This window comes from Pseudomonas sp. CDFA 610 (assembly GCF_021147865.1).
Taxonomy (GTDB): domain Bacteria; phylum Pseudomonadota; class Gammaproteobacteria; order Pseudomonadales; family Pseudomonadaceae; genus Aquipseudomonas; species Aquipseudomonas alliivorans.
In genome coordinates this window covers 357,498-375,367 of the sequence record NZ_JAGTPM010000006.1, presented here as the reverse complement: position 1 = coordinate 375,367, position 17,870 = coordinate 357,498, and the positions used below count along the sequence as shown (strand labels likewise).

Sequence of the window (17,870 nt, the reverse complement as noted above, 5' to 3'; positions counted from 1 at the left end):
TGTGATACCGATATGTTCAACTTGACGTGCGTTTTATTTATTGTGCTCCGTGTCCTTCGACTGTCCTTTTCGAAGAAAGCGGCAAGAGGGGCAGCGGCAAAATGATATGCCCTTCCATCGTTCCGGCTATCGGGTGCTCCAGTGCCCCGAAAATCAACACGAAATGCGGCGTTTTTTGCGCCACAACGGTGTAAAGACCGTTGTCATCGATAGTACCGGGACCGCCCGGTGCGATTGACCAGACGACCGTCTGGGGTTTGTTGTTGACCAATGCCTGCAATTGAATATGGTGATTCTGCGGAGTCTGTTTCGACGACGGAGCAGGCCCGACAGGGTCGATGATCGGCGCAGGTGACTGAATCTGCTGAGTCTGGCTCGACGACGGAGCAGGCCCGACAGGGTCGATGATCGGCGCAGGCGACTGAATCTGCTCAGTCTGGCTCGACGACGTAGCTGGCCCGACGGCGCTGATCGTCAGCGTCGGGTCCAAATGCCGCACCAGCACCCAGGCCGATGCGCGGGTTTGCGCACCGACCACTTCGATTTCATCCAGCACATAGGTTTTTTTGGCATCTATCACCGCCCTGGACTGGTAAGTCCAGTCGCTGTCAGGCAGTGAACTGGGTTGCAGCTCACCGCTCTCACCGGCCACCGGATTGTTGATCGACCACGTCAGGTTGGCACCTCCCAGCCCGCCGCCAGCCAGTTCCACCGATTGTCCCGCATCACAGACCTGAATCAGCGGATTAACGGTCAATGGCTTGGCCAGTACCGTGACCAGTGCCGAGCTTTGATGGCTTGACACCGCATCGGTAGCCGTGACTCTGACCCGTGTGAACGTTTTTTCCAGTGCATCCGCCCCCGGCGCGTAGTACTTGCCAACGCCGCTGATCGCACCGAAATCCGTGGAGTCGCCCTCAGGGTTATCGATGCTCCACGTCACCTCGACTCCTCGCGGATTTGTGACAAAACTGAACCAGGTATCGACCCCCATCACGTGCTCAACCGGGCTGATCGTAAATTGAGTACCGGTTGGATTGACCCTCCCGAACGCCGCAATGTCACGGGGTGCACGGAGTACATCGGGTACGATCGCCCGACTGAAATTGAGGTCGATCATTTCCTTGATGGAAGAACTCACCGAAAGGCTGGCTTTTAGTTCGTGCCGCAATGCCTCCGCTAGCCGTGACTCGCCCCGGTCTCTGTCCCACAGGCTGAGATTCATACTCATACCTATAAGAAAATAGGCCATTGCCGGGGTGAAAATGGGTAACGAGCTCTGATAGTCAAGTCTTGTGTTTGCGAAAGTAACACTCAACGTCGGCTTGATAACCAAATCATTGCCTACCTCCAGAAACTCGTACGTGCAGGTCGCGTTGAACTCAATACTTTTTTTGGCAACAAAGAAATCGAAACCAGAACCTTCCAGATATATAAAAGCCCCTTCGTCAGCAGCGGCTTTCCAGGTCAGAACAGCGCCATTGTCACCGTTCAGCGTGATCGTCATGGGACTCACGCTTCTGGCGTCAAATGTCGAGCCCGTTCTGTCTACACGAGGAGTAATCCAAGTGCCGTCGACATATCCCGGAAGCAACTTCTTGGAATCAGACGGGAGTTCAAGATAGCCATTTTTGGCCACAGCCTTAGTGATCCTGCCCGTGGCATCCTGGGTGTAAGTAAACTCGGCACCTTTGACAAATGAAGAAATCTCCTGAACCACCTTCTCAATCACGTGCAGCGTTCTATGGGCCTGCGCAGCCTCGAACAACACCGTGGCCGAGTAGTCTTTAGATGCGTTGTCCGGGATCAGATATCGGTATTCAGCGGGGACGTCTCCGCCTTCCTGACTGCCCTCCATGCGAATGAACAGCAGCACAGCGCCGTCACCGTAGCTGACCGCACGCGTATCACGCGAAGCCTGGGGGGCCGACTGGGTGCGCATTTTGAACGATTGCGGGTGCAGCAACTCGTCACTGCCCCTGCGAATGGAGCCCAGCTTCCAGATACGCTTGTTATCCGGAAGCGCGTTGAAAAGATCCTTGAATAAATCACCGCCCAGTTTCCGTTCACGCTCTGTGTGGGCGAATGTGAGAATGAAGTCATCACTGTGCTTCAAATCAAGATGCACTCCACCCTCGGCATCGACAAGGCCAGGGACCTCGTCCAGCCTCAAGTTCAGTACCAGCCTGGGTCCTTGCAGAGGATCGATGCAGATCAGCCTTTCAACTTCCCACGTGTTGACATTCTTGTATTGCGTGAGTTGAGTTCCACCCAGCATCACACACGTCAATGTCGCGCGTGACTGGCCCAAATCATCATTGGTAAAGGACAGACGGGGCGCGTCCAGAATGAACTGATCAAGGACTTCCTTCCATTGATCTTCGACCGTCTGGACCTCGGCGCTGATGGGTGGCAGATAAGCTTCCGACGAAAAGCGCTTGATGTACTCAAGCAGCAGCAAGGTGTTGAGATTGGCCCGTGCGAGGGCAGCAATAACCCCCCAGCCCCACATCACGTTATTGTCGGGATTCTTCATCCAGGCCACGATGTTTTCCACCGAGTTCCCTGCAGACACCCCGGGAGCACTTGCTGCCCCTGCCGCCTTGCCGAGGGATGGAATGGATCGACGGCTTGCAGGAGCCGCCATCAGCGCCAGCTCTTCAGGGAACTGCTGCAACGGCAACGGCAGGATGATATGCCCTTCAAGTGTCCCCAGAATGTCGTCTGTCAACGTGGCAAAGACCAGCACAAAGGGCTGCTGGACCACCTCGGGGCCGGTATACAGACCCTCGTCGTCAATGGAGCCTGTGCCGTCAATGGGTAGCGTCCAGTCTGCTTTCACCACGGTGTTGTTGATAACCGCCTGCAACTGGATACGCCCTGTCGAGACCTCGGGGCTCGCCACGGGTTTGACGGTCAGAGCGGGCGGGTGGTTGACCACCAGGACCCATGCCGAGCGGCTGCCACGGGCATTGCTGATGCTCACTTCGTCCAGCGCATAGGTGGTGTCGCCCACCACAGGGCCTGCAACGTACGTCTGATCGCCATCAGGCAGTGTGCTGGGTTTGAGTGTGCCCCCCTGCCCGGGCACGGACGGGTGTACCGACCATTGCACGGGTTCATCGCCCAGGGACTGTGCGGCCAGCTCCACGGTTCCATTCACTTCGCAGACTTGAATGACTGGGCCAACGCTGAGCTGATTGACCACCACTGTCACCAAGGCAGCACTGACATGACCGGTTGAGCTGTGCGTGGCCACCACTCGAACGCGGACACCTGCGCTGCTGACCGAACCGAGCGCAGGCGTCTGATACACGCCGGAACTGCTATTGATCGTTCCAAGGGGCTCTGTGCTGCCGTGCAGGCCTTCCAGAGACCAGACCACACCCTGCACGTTCGGCGTGACGCTGAACTGTTGACTGCTGCCAGCGGCGATGACGGGCTGCAAAGGACTGACGACGAAGTGAGTCAGGGCAGGATTGATACGGCCAAACACGGCCACATCACGCGGATAATGAAGACTGTCGCTTTCGATGATGTGGTCAAAACCCAGCTTGATATTTTTATCCAGAAACGCTTCAGGACCTTGGGAGGCAGGCAATGTCTCCTCCAGCACGGGATCGAGACTGCGGCTGATATGGTCCAGCATCATATATTGGTAGCCCGTGATGATGATCTCGATGAGGATTAAGATCAGATCACTCCAGGTGACCTTTTCACCGGTGCCTTGATCAATATCAAAGTACGTTTTTTCGACGGTGTAGGCGGTTCTGGTCCACTCCAGACCACTGAGTTCATAAGTAGCCTCCACGGCAAGCCCCACTTCAAACGGAAAGGTAGTTGCATCTTCCTCGTCCTTGTAACTCACGTTAACGGGCGACCTGACGGCCCACTTGATCCGCACTTCTTGAGCAGAGAGATGGAATTCGACCGGCTGCTCCGCATCAGGCCTGAGTGCCATTTCATGAACGGTGATAACGGTGACTTCACCTGTCTCAGGGTCCGTTTCCTCAAACGTCACGGGCGGCACAGTCAGTTGCCCGGACGTCAGCCTTGCTTGCGATATGGCGCCCGCTTCATCGTACTGAAAGGAAAACCCAGGGCTGCCGAAGCTCTTGGCGATATGCGTCAGCAGTGCATTGGGCAGCATCTGCCCATCAAACAGCATGGTGGCCGAGTAGTTTTTGCCGGCATCATCGGGAATGAAATACGGGTACCCGGAGGGAATGCTGCTGCCGACTGGCTGCCCCTGCATGCTGATACAAACCAGAATGGCCCCGTCATCAGTTACCGAGTGGCTCGACCCAGGGGCGGCCTGGGCCCGCAGGATAAACGCTTGCGGCTTCATCAGGCCGGTGGTTTCGCCCTCATCCGCTTCAATCCTGCCCAACACGAAAACCCGTTGCTCCTGCGGCAGATCGGTGAACGCTTTCTTGAAGATATCCCCTACAAGCCGTTGCTCGTCTTCTGTGCCTGCATGGGTGAGCCTGAACGCATCACTGTGCTGCAGATCAAGCATGATTCGCCCATCCACCTCCACCTGCCCGGGTGCATTGGTCAGGTTCACATCCAGCAGCAACCTTGGGCCCAGTAGAGGATTGACCTCCTTGATGGTACGGACCTGCCAGTTACCCGAATTGAGCGTCAGGGTCATCCAGGTTCCGGCCAGGACGGCACAACTCAACGTGGCATGATCGCTGTCCCTGTCCGGGCTTTCGAAGGACAACTGCGGTGCATCCAGCAGGAAGCCGTGAATGGCGTCTCGCTGCTTGCCTGCAATAGTGTCCACTGAACCCGCAACAGGCGGCAGCCAGGCATTCTCGGCAAGGCGGGCAACATAGTGCTGAGCCAACAAGTCATTGACGTGTTTTCTGCTCAGAATCGCGATAGCGCCCCATCCTTGCATGACGTTGTTCTGCGCAAGCCTCATCCAGGCCAGCAGGCTTTCCAGTGAGTTGCCATCCATAGCAAACGCTCCTTCGTGTTACATAGATAAATCCAGTCAATCAGTCGGTCACGTCAAAGTTGATGGGTGGGAAGTCCACGTAACTCATCCCGTCATCGAAGCTCACCTCGACGGTCACCTTGTTGGCGGCCGGATTGCCCGGGACCAACTTGTCCAGCTCGGCCAGAGAGACTTTTGGAAAGATCACGGACACTGTTCTGGCCGTGATTTCCGCTGCAGTGACCAGTTCTGCAGCACCGGTGCGCAGATCGAACTGTCGAGTCACGCCCCCCACAAGGCCACTTGCCCTGATCCGTACGCGCTGCCCCTGTGCCATATAAATCCATGCTTCCAGGTCCAGGCCCGCACCCTCGTCCGACACCCTGGCAAGCGATAACACGCCATCGGTGACCTTTGGACGCATGATCTGAATCACCGGCCAGCCGTCTTTGATGCCCCTGACTTCAAGGTCATAAACCCTCGACGTCCCTGGCGGATCTGCGACGGGAGAGACTTCGTAATACACGTCCACCCGCTTACCCATATTGGCGGGCACAGCGGCAGCCGGAATGAAAAACAGCGCTGGATCGCTATCAGAGGGATCGGCGATGACGCTACCGGTACTGCCATGGCCATCCCAGTGCATTTTCACACGATCACCCACGCCGATGACCGCAGTGTCTGGAATTCGGACATTGACACCTTTGTCCAGCGTCACAGCAAAAATATGCCCTTGAACGTTGTCCCCGACCGAACCGTCGAACGTGGCCCCCTCGATCTCGGGAGGTGGCAGATCGAGCGGCCTGCGCAACGTGACCGTATAAGGCAATGAGCTGCCGGCAGCCTCGGGACGCGCGTACTGATACATCAGTTCGATTTCCTTGCCGTTGTTGTCCATCAGCCATTGGTGGGGGAGCCTGAACTCCAGCACCCCGCTGTCGAGTGTGGAAAGGTCAGCGTGCAGCGAACTCACCTGCCGGTTTGCACTGGTGACATCCAGCGAATTCAACTTCCGGTCTTTACTGGTGACGTACACCACAATGTCATCATCGATCTGCAGACCCGGGTAGGGTGCGACCCACAGCGTGAGGCCCTGCGGATAGGCGCCGGGGTCCAGTGGACCGCCACTGAAATCCTTGATCGTCAGCGCAGGCAACAGAGGCGCGGATGAACTGATGATGTTGAACGTCTGAACAGGCGACTGTGTGGAGGGCAATAACGCGGGATCGGCGTATTCGATGCGGTAGCTGACCTCGACGAAGCCGCCCTCGATTATCAGCAGCTCGGTCGACTCGACGCTCCACTCCAGAAGCGTTCCCACCTGGTTTTCCGAGAGGGTCTGGGACAGTATCAGCGGCTCCCACGGCTCACCCGGCCCAAAATAACGGTCCAGGGTCAGCGTCACTTTGTCCCCTGCGCGCATGGCCTGATAGGGCAGTGTCACAATCAGCACCTGAGGGGCAAGGCTGTCCCGCTCAATGGTAGGGCTCGACAGCATCTCGGGGTCAAGACAAAGGTCCTGAGATTCCTTGCACTGCGGCACCGCCAGGCCTTGTCCCGCAATCGGGCGCTTGCCCACAAAGAAGAAAGCGCGTAATGACTCCTGCACGCCGTCCGGCAGGCTGGTGTCCACCAGACGATAGGAATAGAACACCCAGCCTTGGTCGAGGGCCTTGAGCAGCGCATTTTCGATCCGCACCGGCATGCCTTCGGGTGGAGGGCTGATCACATCGACCAGGTCGTCAAAGAAATCCACCACTTCGCCGTTAGCCGCGCAACCGCGCCAATTGGGGAAGAAGGCATCGCCATCCACGACACCCGGGATATAGGTCAAAAGACTGTCCGCACCTAACAGGTCGAGGTCAATATAGTTTTGCGGCTGCTTCAAATCCGGAACCACGGGCGGCGGTAAATTCCTGGCCATGACGATCGCTCCTGCGACGCTTCACGTTCGAACTGCATGCATTGACAACCTGAGTCAGGACTGTCGATAAAGCGTTTTTACGTCAGGTCAATGCGTCTGCCTACTCGTACACCTGATAGGTTTGCAGGCAGCAGTGGGGTGTTAGGGTGGGTCAGGACCCTCAGCCCCGAAAGCGCCTGTCATGGCGCGGTGAAGGGTCTCGATGACCCGGCGCATGGATTGCACAATCATCACGATCAGTGCGCTGTCTCGTTCACCATCAGCGAGGTCAGCCCTATGACTACGTCCACGTCAGTACATTCCAACGCACTGAATTTCATGAGCTGCCTGAAAAGCGGCGTTGACCCGCGAACCGGGCTCTACAGCATTTCAATCAAACTGCCCGAGGTGCAAAGCAATGGATTGCGGGGTCCGGGAGTCGGACCGGGCCTTGCCTACAGCCAGCTCAATATGCTGGACAGCGGCTACGGCATGGGCTGGAGCCTGCAGCTGTCCAGCTACGACCTGGGCACTCACATACTGTCGCTGGGCACGGGCGAAACCTTCTGCGTTGACGGGACAGGCAGCTCCGACGCCCTTGCGGGCACCCGTAGCGCCCGCTACACGAAACGTACCCGCTATACCAAACGAACCCGGCATACCAAACGTACCGGTCACACGCGGCGTACCAAAAGCACCCGTTACTCCAAACGCACGCGCCACACCCGTTACATCGACAACATCGTCACCACCGGCGATACCCCGCTCACGATGTCGGAAAAGAAGCTGGACACCTTTCACTTCTATAAACAGAGCGAGACCTCGTTCCGCGTCGTTCACAAATCCGGGCTGGTGGAAATTCTTCAGGTGCACAGCAGCGGTTCACGACGCGTGGCCTGGCCGGTGCAAATCATCGCGCCCTCGGGCCACAGCATCAGGCTCAAGCACAAGCCGTTCAGCAATACACAGTACATGCTCGAATCCATCACTGATGATGAGGGGCAAACACTGCTCACGATTGCACGCAGCAGCCATTCGGTCGACGTGGCGCTGTTGCCGATGACCGAAAGCAGTCTGTCGGCGAGGTTCACCCTGTCGCTGGCAGGCAGCGACAAACGTGTCAGTCGCATTACATTGCCCACTGAAAACAACGCCTCCTGGCGGTTCGACTATGGCTATGAAAACGGTGACTTTTTGTGCATCAAACAGGTACGGACTCCGACAGGCGCCCTTGAAGATATTTACTACGGCGACACGGGCCATGAGTTTCCAGTCAGCGCGAAGCGTGCTGCGATACCGAGGGTCACCCGACACATCACGACGCCGGGATTCTCTCAACCAACGATCGACGTGCGCTACACCTACAAGGATCGCCAGCAGCGCTCGCGCAACTTCCTGGGCGCAGGCCTGGACATCTCCTGGGAAGATAACGGCCTGGACAATCTGTTCAAGTATCTGGAGGACTATAACTATGTCTGCACCGAAACCCTGTGGGTTGACGGCACGGCTGTGCGCAGCATCGAACGAACATTCAACCGTTTTCATTTGCAGACGCTGGAACTCACCACGCAGAATAACAACAGCAAGGCCGTGGAGACGAGCTACTACATCGACCCCGGGGTACCGTACGCGAGACAACCCGCTTACTGCCTGTTGCCCAAAGAGGTAACGACGACCTGGACAGCACTGGACCCTGACAACCCTACCCTCACCCGCCTTCGCAGCGAAACCTCCAGCAAGACCTACGACAGACACGGCAACCTGCTGGTCCATCGCCGTGCTGACGGTATTCAGGAGACCAGCACCTGGTACCCCGCAGAAGGCGGCGATGGATGCCCTGCGAGCCTGGAGGGTTTTGTCGACAAGTTGAAAGACAAGACCACCACACCCGCTGCTTCGCAGCAGGCCACAGCCCAGACCCTGCGCACGTGCTATCGCTACACGACACTGCCAGCGCTCCCCCCGCAGAGTGAGGGTGGTGTACAGATGCCTGACTGGGTCGTGCCTGAAAGCGAGACGCTGGTACAGGTGAGTGCTGACGGTGTCGTCAGCGAGCCGGCGCTGCAACAGATTCAACTGACGCATTTCAATCAACCGGGCGACCGCGTTCAGCACGGGCAGGTCCAGTCCCGCACCCGGATTCTGGACGGAAAATCCACCAGCACTGCGTATACCTACAGCACGCTCATCAGCCCGGAACTGAACATACCGGTGCTACAGGTCATCGAAAAGGTGAGCACCGGCTTTGATGACGTCAGCAAGACCGTTCTGCGCCAGCTCTCTTCATTGACCTCGCACGAGTTGCTGTTACGCGAAGAGGGGGTCGAAACCCGCAAGGCCTATGACGCACTCAACCGGCTGATCCTTGAAACAGTAGCGCCAGGCACCCCCTACGAAGCCTGTCGCCAGTACCGGTACCTGCTGTGTGCCAATGACGGGGAGCAGGCCGAGCAGGTGCTGATTAACGCCCGCGGCGTATTGACGCGTACACGGCTGGACGGGCTGGGGCGCGCGGTCTATGAGGAGCAGAGCCACCTGAAAGGCAGCGACATGGCTGCCATGCAACAGATCTACGCGGCCACGTACAGCACATGGAACAACCTTGAACAGGAGACCACCTATGACTGGCTGGGCGAAGACCTGCCCCCGTTGACCCTGACGCGCAGCTTTGCCTACGACGACTGGAACCAGCGCTACTGCATCACCGGTGCTGACGGTGTGAAGAGTTATCTGATCGTCGATCCCATCGGCAAGGAAGAACATCAAAATCCGGTTCAATTCAGCTGGATTGAAGGCGGCGGGACCACCCCCGTCCTCAGCGGCCGCAGTGAAACCTGGTTGAACCTGTTCAACAAGCCAGACCGGATCATCGATCTGGACACGGCCGACAACACGCTGGGCACGCGCAGTTTTCTATATGACGGGCTGGGCCGCTGTACGCAGCAGACCGACGAGCTTCAGCACATCACGCAGTTCAACTATGACGCCTGGTCACGGATGATCACCACCACCCTGCCTGACAGGAGTGTGGTAAGCCGCGGTTATGCGCCCCACAGCAATGCGGAACTGCCGGTATCCCTGGAGGTGGCGCACCCCGACGGCACCACCCGAACCGTGGCAGGCACGCAAGCGTTCGACGGGCTGGAGAGAATGACCGAAACACGCGTCGGGCAGCGCGCGGAGCATTACACCTACGAAGGAGGCCAGAATCAGGCTCGCACGCTGACGATGGCCAATGGGGAAACCATTACGTACAGCTACAACCTGGCGCTTACGGACCAGATTGAAGCCAGCGTCAGCAGGTTTGCTGAAGAAAATACCGAATTCGACTATGACAATGTCAGCGCTCGCCTCACACGAGCCCACAATGCTCAGGGCACACGAGAGTATGTTTACGATGTGCTCAATCGGTTGAGTGAAGAAACCTGGACTGACCATCAAGGCAAAGCCTGGAAGATGTCTCACCAGACATCGCTGCAGGGTCGGCCGCTTAAACGCAGCGAGCATCAGCAGGCCAACCAGCCCGTGCTGGAAACCGTATTCCACTATGACGCGAAGGGCCGGATAGAACAGATTCAGCAGGGCAACCTCCAGGCATCCTTTGAATACAACGACCTGAGCCAGATACTCCGTACGGTCGCACAAGACCGTGCAGCAAATACCGCCCTTACCACCTCGCTCGAATATGACAGTCAGGGACGGGAAATCTTGCGAACCCAGTCCTTCAATCAGCAGCCCCTGCGTACCCTTGAACAAGTATGGCAAGCCGACGGACTGCTGGAGAGCCGGCACTTGAAACAGGCCGAAACCAGCCTGTTGCAAGAGCAGTTCACGTACGACAGCCGGGGTCGCCTGACCCAACACAAATGTTCAGGCAGCACGCTGCCGCGCGACGCCTTGGGACGGGAGATCGCCAGTCAGTTATTCAGCTTCGACGCGCTGGATAACATCACCCTGTCCATCACTCGCTTTTCCGACGATTCAAGCGAGCGCGCCTCGTTCCACTACCTCAGCGACAACCCATGCCAACTGTCGGGTATCAACTACACGCCACCCAGAGGAGGCACGTCCGGTCCAGCGTTTACCTATGACAAGAACGGCAACCTGGAACAGGACGAGCGCGGTCAACAACTGCACTACGACAATTGGAGCCGCCTGCTGAGTGTCACAGACGCTGCGGGTCAGCCACTTAGCACGTATCGTTATGACAGTCACGATAACCTGGTCGCATCCGGTCAGGGCGACGATGAGACGGTGCGTTTCTATCAGGGACAGCAACTGAGTTCGAGCGTCACAGATGGCGCATACACTCGATACCTGTATGTCGGTGAAGAGCCGGTGGGTCAGCAGACCGAGGAGAACGACGACTGTGTGCTGCTGCTGACCAGCGCGAGCCGAAGCGTAGCCGGCGAATTTCAGCGCGACAAACTCAGAACAGCGGTCTACAGCGCCTATGGCGAACAACACGCTGATGAACCGCTGCTTTGCAAACTAGGATTCAACGGTGAGGCGCGCGAGTCAGACAGCGGCTGGTATCTGCTGGGCAGAGGGTATCGCGCCTACAACCCATGCTTGATGCGCTTCCATTCCCCCGATTTTCTCAGCCCCTTCGGCTCCGGTGGACTCAACCCCTACGCCTACTGCCTGGGCAATCCGATTGCCCTGCGCGATCCCACTGGCCACGATGCCACCGGCCAGAGCGGCCGCTTGCGGCGCCCGGACGAGGATCAACTCCCTGCCGAATCAGGAGGCGCCGGCTGGGAATCCTGGCTGATGGTCGGGATCGGCGTCATCATCACTGCGGTAAGCATCGCGGCTACCATTTCAACGCTTGGCACCTCCACCCCGATCACCGGTCCAACCACCGTGGCGGGTATTTCCATGACAGCGTCTACAGCGACAACGCTCGCAACCGTCTCCAGCACAGCGTTGGTGGTAGGTACAGGTCTGGGTGCCATTTCGACGGGCGTTCAAGCCTACGCAGTTGCTGCAAACGACCAGACTGCCAATCAGGTTTCAATGTGGACCGGCCTCGCAACCCTGCCTCTGTCAATGGGCGGTGGAGCGGGTTTAAGCATGATACGGTCTGCTGCCTCCGCAGCCAGGAGTACAGCGTCTGTGAGCGCCAGATCGAGCATTACGTCTGTGACGGCGAACTTATCCGGCGCCGCTGACGACCAGCTCACAGCCGGAGGCCGACTATCCCCATCGTTCAAAATACCGCGTATCAAGCCGAAACCCGGCGGCGCGACGGTCGGCGCGTCCACGCTGAGCAAGCCTGGTGCCTCGGCTGCCAGATCTGTCAGCGAAAGCGCGGTGCCCCATACACACACCCTGCAGAGCGCCCCGAACGCCGCTGCGCCTGTGACCCGAAGCGCTTCACCACCTACCGGTTTCACCGACACGCGATCAGAGCTTATCGGCTACCTGGCAGAATGGAGAGGAGAAAGGAACGTTTATATCGCAGTTATGGAAGTAAGACGTTAGAGCGGTAGACAGGTTGACTTCCGCCGACAGGAACAATATTTCGTCGGCGGAGGCAACTCGCGACCTGGCTAAGCAACTGACGCTTGAAACAGGCCACGCAATGTAACAATTAATCTCCAGAGATACTTCAAAACATATCCATACAGCAGCCTCTACTTTTCACTGCCAACCGTTTGCATACCCTCAGTTTAATTAGGAAGTTTCCTACAGGCTGCGTCACCAAAAAAATCGGACCCGCCCTATATCAAAGACAAACACTGCCTTTAAACTTCGGCCCGTCATGACAACAGCGCATACCATTCAAACAATGAAACAAAGATTCACATATATACTTTGTAACTCATAAATTTTGTAACTTAAAACTTATAAGGTATTACTTTGAAAACAACTCTACCTGCTTTCGCACTGGCCCTTGCTGCCGCACTGACAGGCACCTCCGCCTTCGCCAACACCGGCACCATCAATTTCGAAGGGCAGATCACCAGCAGCACCTGCCCTATCGAGGTGGTCAACCCCGGGGATGGCTCGGTCGGCAACCTGGTGAAAATGGGCAGCATCGAAGCGAGTCGCTTTACCAAGGTCGGTCAGGAGTACAGCGGCAAGCGATTTGCGCTGCGCCTGAACGACACGGGTGACTGCGGCCTTACCGGCACCGATGACGTGGCCACCGTCACCTTCAACGGAACGGCCGACACCTCTGGTGACTACTTCGCCGTCACCCCGACCGCAGATGGCGCCACAGGCGTGGCGATCGTCATCAAGGACCATACCGGTAAATCCATCGAGCCGGGTGGCACATCTGCAGCTTATCCGCTGATCGCGGACGGTATCACCGACATGATATTCAACGCCTACTACCGCTCGACTGCCACGGCAATCACTGCCGGTGCTGCCTCGGCAGACGTGCAGTTTGTCGTAGCCGTGAACTGATACGTCCACTCCCCGCTTTGGGTGCAATGGTCCACGCGCCATTCACCCCAAGCGTCTGCATGCACCCGGCCCTTCCAAGGGCCGGGTGCACAAGGTAAGTACCCTCATGATCAGCGCAACCCGTCAACCTTTTTCCATCAGGCATGCACTGGGTACCGGAATGACCCTGCTCATGCTCGCCGCCGCTATGCCCACAGCCCAGGCCGCATTGACCGTGAATATGACCCGCGTCGTGTTCAACAGCGACAAACGCAACGCCTCGGTCATCATATCCAACCCCAGCGACCGGACATTCGCGGTCCAGACCTGGATCAACACAGTGGCTGACGACACCACCAGCCTGGTGCCATTCGCGTCCTCGCCGCCTTTGTTTCGCCTCAATCCGGGCAAGGAACAACAGCTACAGATCAACGGCTTGCCCAATGACTTGCCGAATGATCGGGAGTCGCTGTTCTTCTTCAATGTTCAGGAAATTCCGGAGGCAGACAGCACGCAAAGCAACGTTCTGAACATTGCACTGCGCACCCGCCTGAAATTGTTCTATCGCCCCGCCGGGCTGAAAGACAACCCCATGTCACGCCTCAAGGACCTGCAATGGACGGTGAGGAAAGTTGCTGGCAAGGCGCAACTTGTCGCCACCAATCCTGGCCCCTTTCATGTCTCTTTCATTCGGCTTGAGGTCACGGGCAGTGGCAAAACTGAAAAACTTCAACAGGCCGTCATGCTCGGCCCATTCACCTCTCAGACTTATGACCTGAGCGAAATTAAAGCCACACCGGATATGCAGGTCGTGTTTTCCGCCATCAACGATTACGGCGGCTACAGCACCCCGATAACCGCCCGAGCCACGCTGGCACCTTAAAGCCTGGATCAGTTTCTCTCTCAGGACATTGAACATGCCCCTATTCCCCGAACCCGGGCGCATACCTGTGCGCCTGCGTTTCATGCATTTACTGATCGTCTGCGGCAGCGGTGCGCTGACTCTGAAAAGCACCCAGACCCTGGCCTCCCCCCCCACCGCCTTTCAGTCCGGTTTTCTGCGCCAGGGATCTGCGTATTCGGACGATGCAGCGATGAAAGCGCTGGACATGCTGTCGAATGCCGAAGACATCGCGCCAGGTGATCACTGGGTCGAGATCCAGATCAATATGCGTTACTTCGGCCAACGAAACCTGCGCTTTGACCTCGATCCGCAACACAAACGTCTCTTGCCCTGCCTGTCCAGAGAACTGCTGGAGCAAATGGGCCTGCGCACCGAGAGCCTCATGGACGATTCCGGGCTGCAGGAACAGTGCGTCGATCTATTGCAGGTAGTGCCTGGATCTCGGATCGAGTTTGATGGCAGCAAGCTGCGCCTGGCGATTTCGATTCCGCAAATCGCCATGCGCCGTGATGCAACAGATCGTATAGATCCAGCGCTTTGGGATTACGGCATCAACGCGGCATTCTTCAGCTATCAGGCCTCAGCCCAGCAAAGCACCGGTCGTGCGGCGGGCCGGCGCAATAGTGCAGACCTGTACCTCAACACCGGGATCAACCTGGGAGCGTGGCGGCTGCGCAGCAACCAGAGCCTGCGTCACGACGAAGAAGGCCGCCGCGAATGGACCAGGGCCTATGCCTATGCACAACGCGATATCCCCGGCACTCATGCGAACCTCACCGTAGGCGAAACCTATACCAGCGGGGATGTTTTCCGCAGTCTGCCGATCAAGGGTGCGCTGATCAGGACCGATCAGGAAATGCTCCCCGATACCTTGCAAGGCTACGCGCCTGTGGTGCGCGGCGTCGCGCAGAGCCGGGCCAAACTCGAGGTATTGCAGAACGGCTACCCGATCTATTCCACGTACGTCAGCGCCGGCCCCTATGAGATTGATGATCTGACCACTGCGGGCAATGGCGAACTCGAAGTCGTGCTGACCGAGGCCGATGGTCAGGTTCGACGCTTTACCCAGGCCTACGCAACCATCAACAATCTGTTGCGTGAAGGCGTCTGGAAATACAGCGCCGCACTGGGCCGCTACAACGGGTTCGACACCACCGAACAACCGTGGTTGTGGCAAGGCACGCTGGCCTTGGGCACCGCGTGGAACTCAACGCTTTACTCAGGCCTGATGGCGAGCGATTTCTACAGCGCTACCGCACTGGGTGTATCCAAGGACATGGGCGCGCTGGGCGCTGTGGCCTTCGACGTAACGCACTCGAATGCAGATATCGACAAGCCCGGGCAACGCAGCGTGCAGGGCCTGAGTCATGCAATCAAGTACGGCAAGGCGTTCACAACCAACACCAACCTGCGTTTCGCCGGTTATCGCTATTCCACCGAAGGCTACCGGGATTTCGATGAAGCCGTGCGCCAGCGCAGCGACGACCACACGTTCAGCGGCAGCCGCCGAAGCCGTCTGGAAGCCTCCATTCATCAGCGGGTCGGTACGCGCAGCAGCGTTAGCCTGACGGTGTCGCATCAGGATTACTGGAACAGCAACCGCGAGCAGCGGCAGTTTCAATTCAACGTCAATACTCAGCATGCAGGCATTACCTACAACCTCTACGCCTCACAATCACTGAGCGATGGCCGCAGCCGCGACAACGGTCGGCAGGTCGGGCTCAGCGTGTCCATGCCCCTTGATCTGCGGCATTCAAGTAATGTCGTGTTCGACGTGCAGAACAGCGGCAACCGCCAAAGCCAGCGAGCCAGTCTGAGCGGCAGCCTGGACGACAACCGGCTGAGTTACCGCACCAGCCTGAGCAACGATAACGGCCAGCAACAAAGCGCGGGCGTTGCGATCGGCTACCAGACGGCATTCGGCAGTATTGGCGCAGGACTGACGCAAGGCACCGATTACCGAAGCGCGTCGGTCACTGCCAACGGGGCCGTACTGCTGCATGGCGACGGTATCGAGCTGGGTCCAAACCTGGGCGATACCATCGCGCTGGTGCAAGTACCCGAAACATCAGACGTCGGCATCATGAATGCGACGGGCATCAAGACAGACCGTCGCGGTTACGCACTGGTGCCTTATCTGCGTCCTTATCGGTACAACCAGATCGCTCTGCAGACCGACGATCTGGGCCCGGAAGTGGAGATCGATAACGGCAGCGCTCAAGTGCTTCCTGCCCGAGGAGCCGTGGTCAAAACCACTTTTGCCGCGCGCAAAGTCACGCGACTGATCATCCATGCACGTACCCGTGACGATCAGCCACTGCCCTTCGGTGCCCAGGTCAGCGATGCGCAAGGCAACCTGATGGGCATGACCGGTCAGGGCGGACAGATCGTGCTCTCGACCGGCATGCAATCGCAAATCCTTACCGTACGCTGGGGCCAGGACGTCGAGACACAGTGCCGCCTGCACATTGATCCTTCACTCATGCCCCTGAGCGAAGGGTATCGAATGCAATCGCTGATGTGCAGCCAATGAGAGCAGGTACGGCGCCCGTGCGCCGCCCACTGAGAGAAACCCGCATGAAAAAAGTAACGAACGTCCTGGCTTCAGGCCTCATCGCCCTCGCAGCCAGTCAGAGCGCGACCGCCCTGGCAGCGGTGAAGGCGCCTACCCCGACCAATGACTGTTTCTGGATCTCCAGTCCTGGCATCAAGGAGTTTCGTCGCGATGTCGGCACGCTTTACGTCGCCAGGGACGCACGGATCGGCAGCGTTATCGGCACGGCCGACGTGAACGCACGCAGTACGGATCTGGCCGGGCTCGAAGCGGCGTGCACCAATGACGGAACCGCTCTGCTGGAATTTAACGCAGTCGCGACAGCCCCCATCTTTCCGGGCATCGTGGACCCGATCAATGGCGAAGACGTGACCGGCAAGATCATACAGACCAACATTCCTGGTGTCGGGATCAGAGTCAAACTGGGCTATCCGTACATGGCCCCGGCAGTCTGTGCCAATTGCTTCGTACCGGTGGACGGCGACCCTAGCGTGCCCTACGTGGGACTCAACGATCACCAGAGAATGCTCACCTCGCTTCCGATAACGTATTTGAATAACCGTATTACGTTGATCAAGACCGGGCCTATTCCCAGCGGCCCCCAGGTACTGGATGGCAGCGAGCTGTGGTCCGGGAGCGTGACGACGCTTGGCAGAGTCATGCGGTACGGGGTGGTCGGCACCGTGATCCAGGCTCAGTGCAGCGTCGGCGCAAACCCGGTCAGCGCCGATCCGGTAAAGCTGGGTGACTGGAATACGACAGACTTCACTGGGCCTGGCTTCACCACGCCTGCGGTGCCCTTCAGTATTACCCTGAGCAGTTGCGAAACGGATACCAGTGCAGGATTTGTAGCAACGGCCTATATCCAGCTCGACGGGGTCAACGGTTCGACACCGATAGGACCGCCGCACACGGGTGTGTTCAGCCTCACCAGCGATTCGGAGGCCCAGGGGCTGGGTATCCAGATTCTCAAGGACGACGCTGTAACGCCCATGGAACTGCAGACCGAAGTCCCCCTGACGGCCATCACGCCGGGCAACACCGTGCTGAATTTCAACGCCCGGTTCTACCAGACCGGGCCTGGCAGCGCACTCCGGCCAGGGCGGGCAAAGGGAGCCCTCAGCTTCACGATGACCTACAAATAGCGTCGTTACGCAGGCCTTTCGTC

At 58.0% G+C, this 17,870-nt stretch carries 7 protein-coding genes; 5 read left to right on the top strand and 2 right to left on the bottom strand.

Going from position 1 to position 17,870, the window contains the following annotated elements; genetic code table 11:
• Nucleotides 1-37: 37 nt before the first annotated feature.
• Complete coding sequence (locus tag KDX39_RS13740; RefSeq protein WP_231660725.1) at nt 38-4,966, bottom strand: hypothetical protein; 4,929 nt, start codon at nt 4,964-4,966, stop codon at nt 38-40.
• A gap of 40 nt (nt 4,967-5,006) precedes the next feature.
• The gene (locus KDX39_RS13735; protein WP_231660724.1) at nt 5,007-6,869 is read right to left on the bottom strand and encodes a hypothetical protein; all 1,863 of its coding nucleotides are present in this window, start codon (nt 6,867-6,869) and stop codon (nt 5,007-5,009) included.
• A 276-nt stretch (nt 6,870-7,145) separates the two neighbouring features.
• Here KDX39_RS13735 and KDX39_RS13730 point away from each other — a divergent pair, with 276 nt between their 5' ends.
• The 5 genes from KDX39_RS13730 (at nt 7,146) to KDX39_RS13710 (ending at nt 17,847) form a co-directional block, all read left to right on the top strand.
• Nucleotides 7,146-12,335, top strand: coding sequence for an RHS repeat-associated core domain-containing protein (locus tag KDX39_RS13730; protein ID WP_231660723.1), 5,190 nt, complete (start codon nt 7,146-7,148; stop codon nt 12,333-12,335).
• Between the two features lie 378 nt (nt 12,336-12,713).
• Complete coding sequence (locus KDX39_RS13725) at nt 12,714-13,265, top strand: fimbrial protein (protein WP_231660722.1); 552 nt, start codon at nt 12,714-12,716, stop codon at nt 13,263-13,265.
• 106 nt (nt 13,266-13,371) lie between these two features.
• A complete protein-coding gene (locus tag KDX39_RS13720; RefSeq protein ID WP_231660721.1) occupies nt 13,372-14,127 on the top strand; it encodes a fimbrial biogenesis chaperone in 756 nt (251 codons plus the stop codon).
• A gap of 34 nt (nt 14,128-14,161) precedes the next feature.
• Entirely contained in the window at nt 14,162-16,681 is a 2,520-nt protein-coding gene (locus KDX39_RS13715) for a fimbria/pilus outer membrane usher protein (RefSeq protein WP_231660720.1), read from the top strand.
• A gap of 44 nt (nt 16,682-16,725) precedes the next feature.
• Nucleotides 16,726-17,847, top strand: a complete 1,122-nt coding sequence (locus tag KDX39_RS13710) for a fimbrial protein (protein WP_231660719.1) — start codon at nt 16,726-16,728, stop codon at nt 17,845-17,847.
• Nucleotides 17,848-17,870 lie beyond the last annotated feature (23 nt).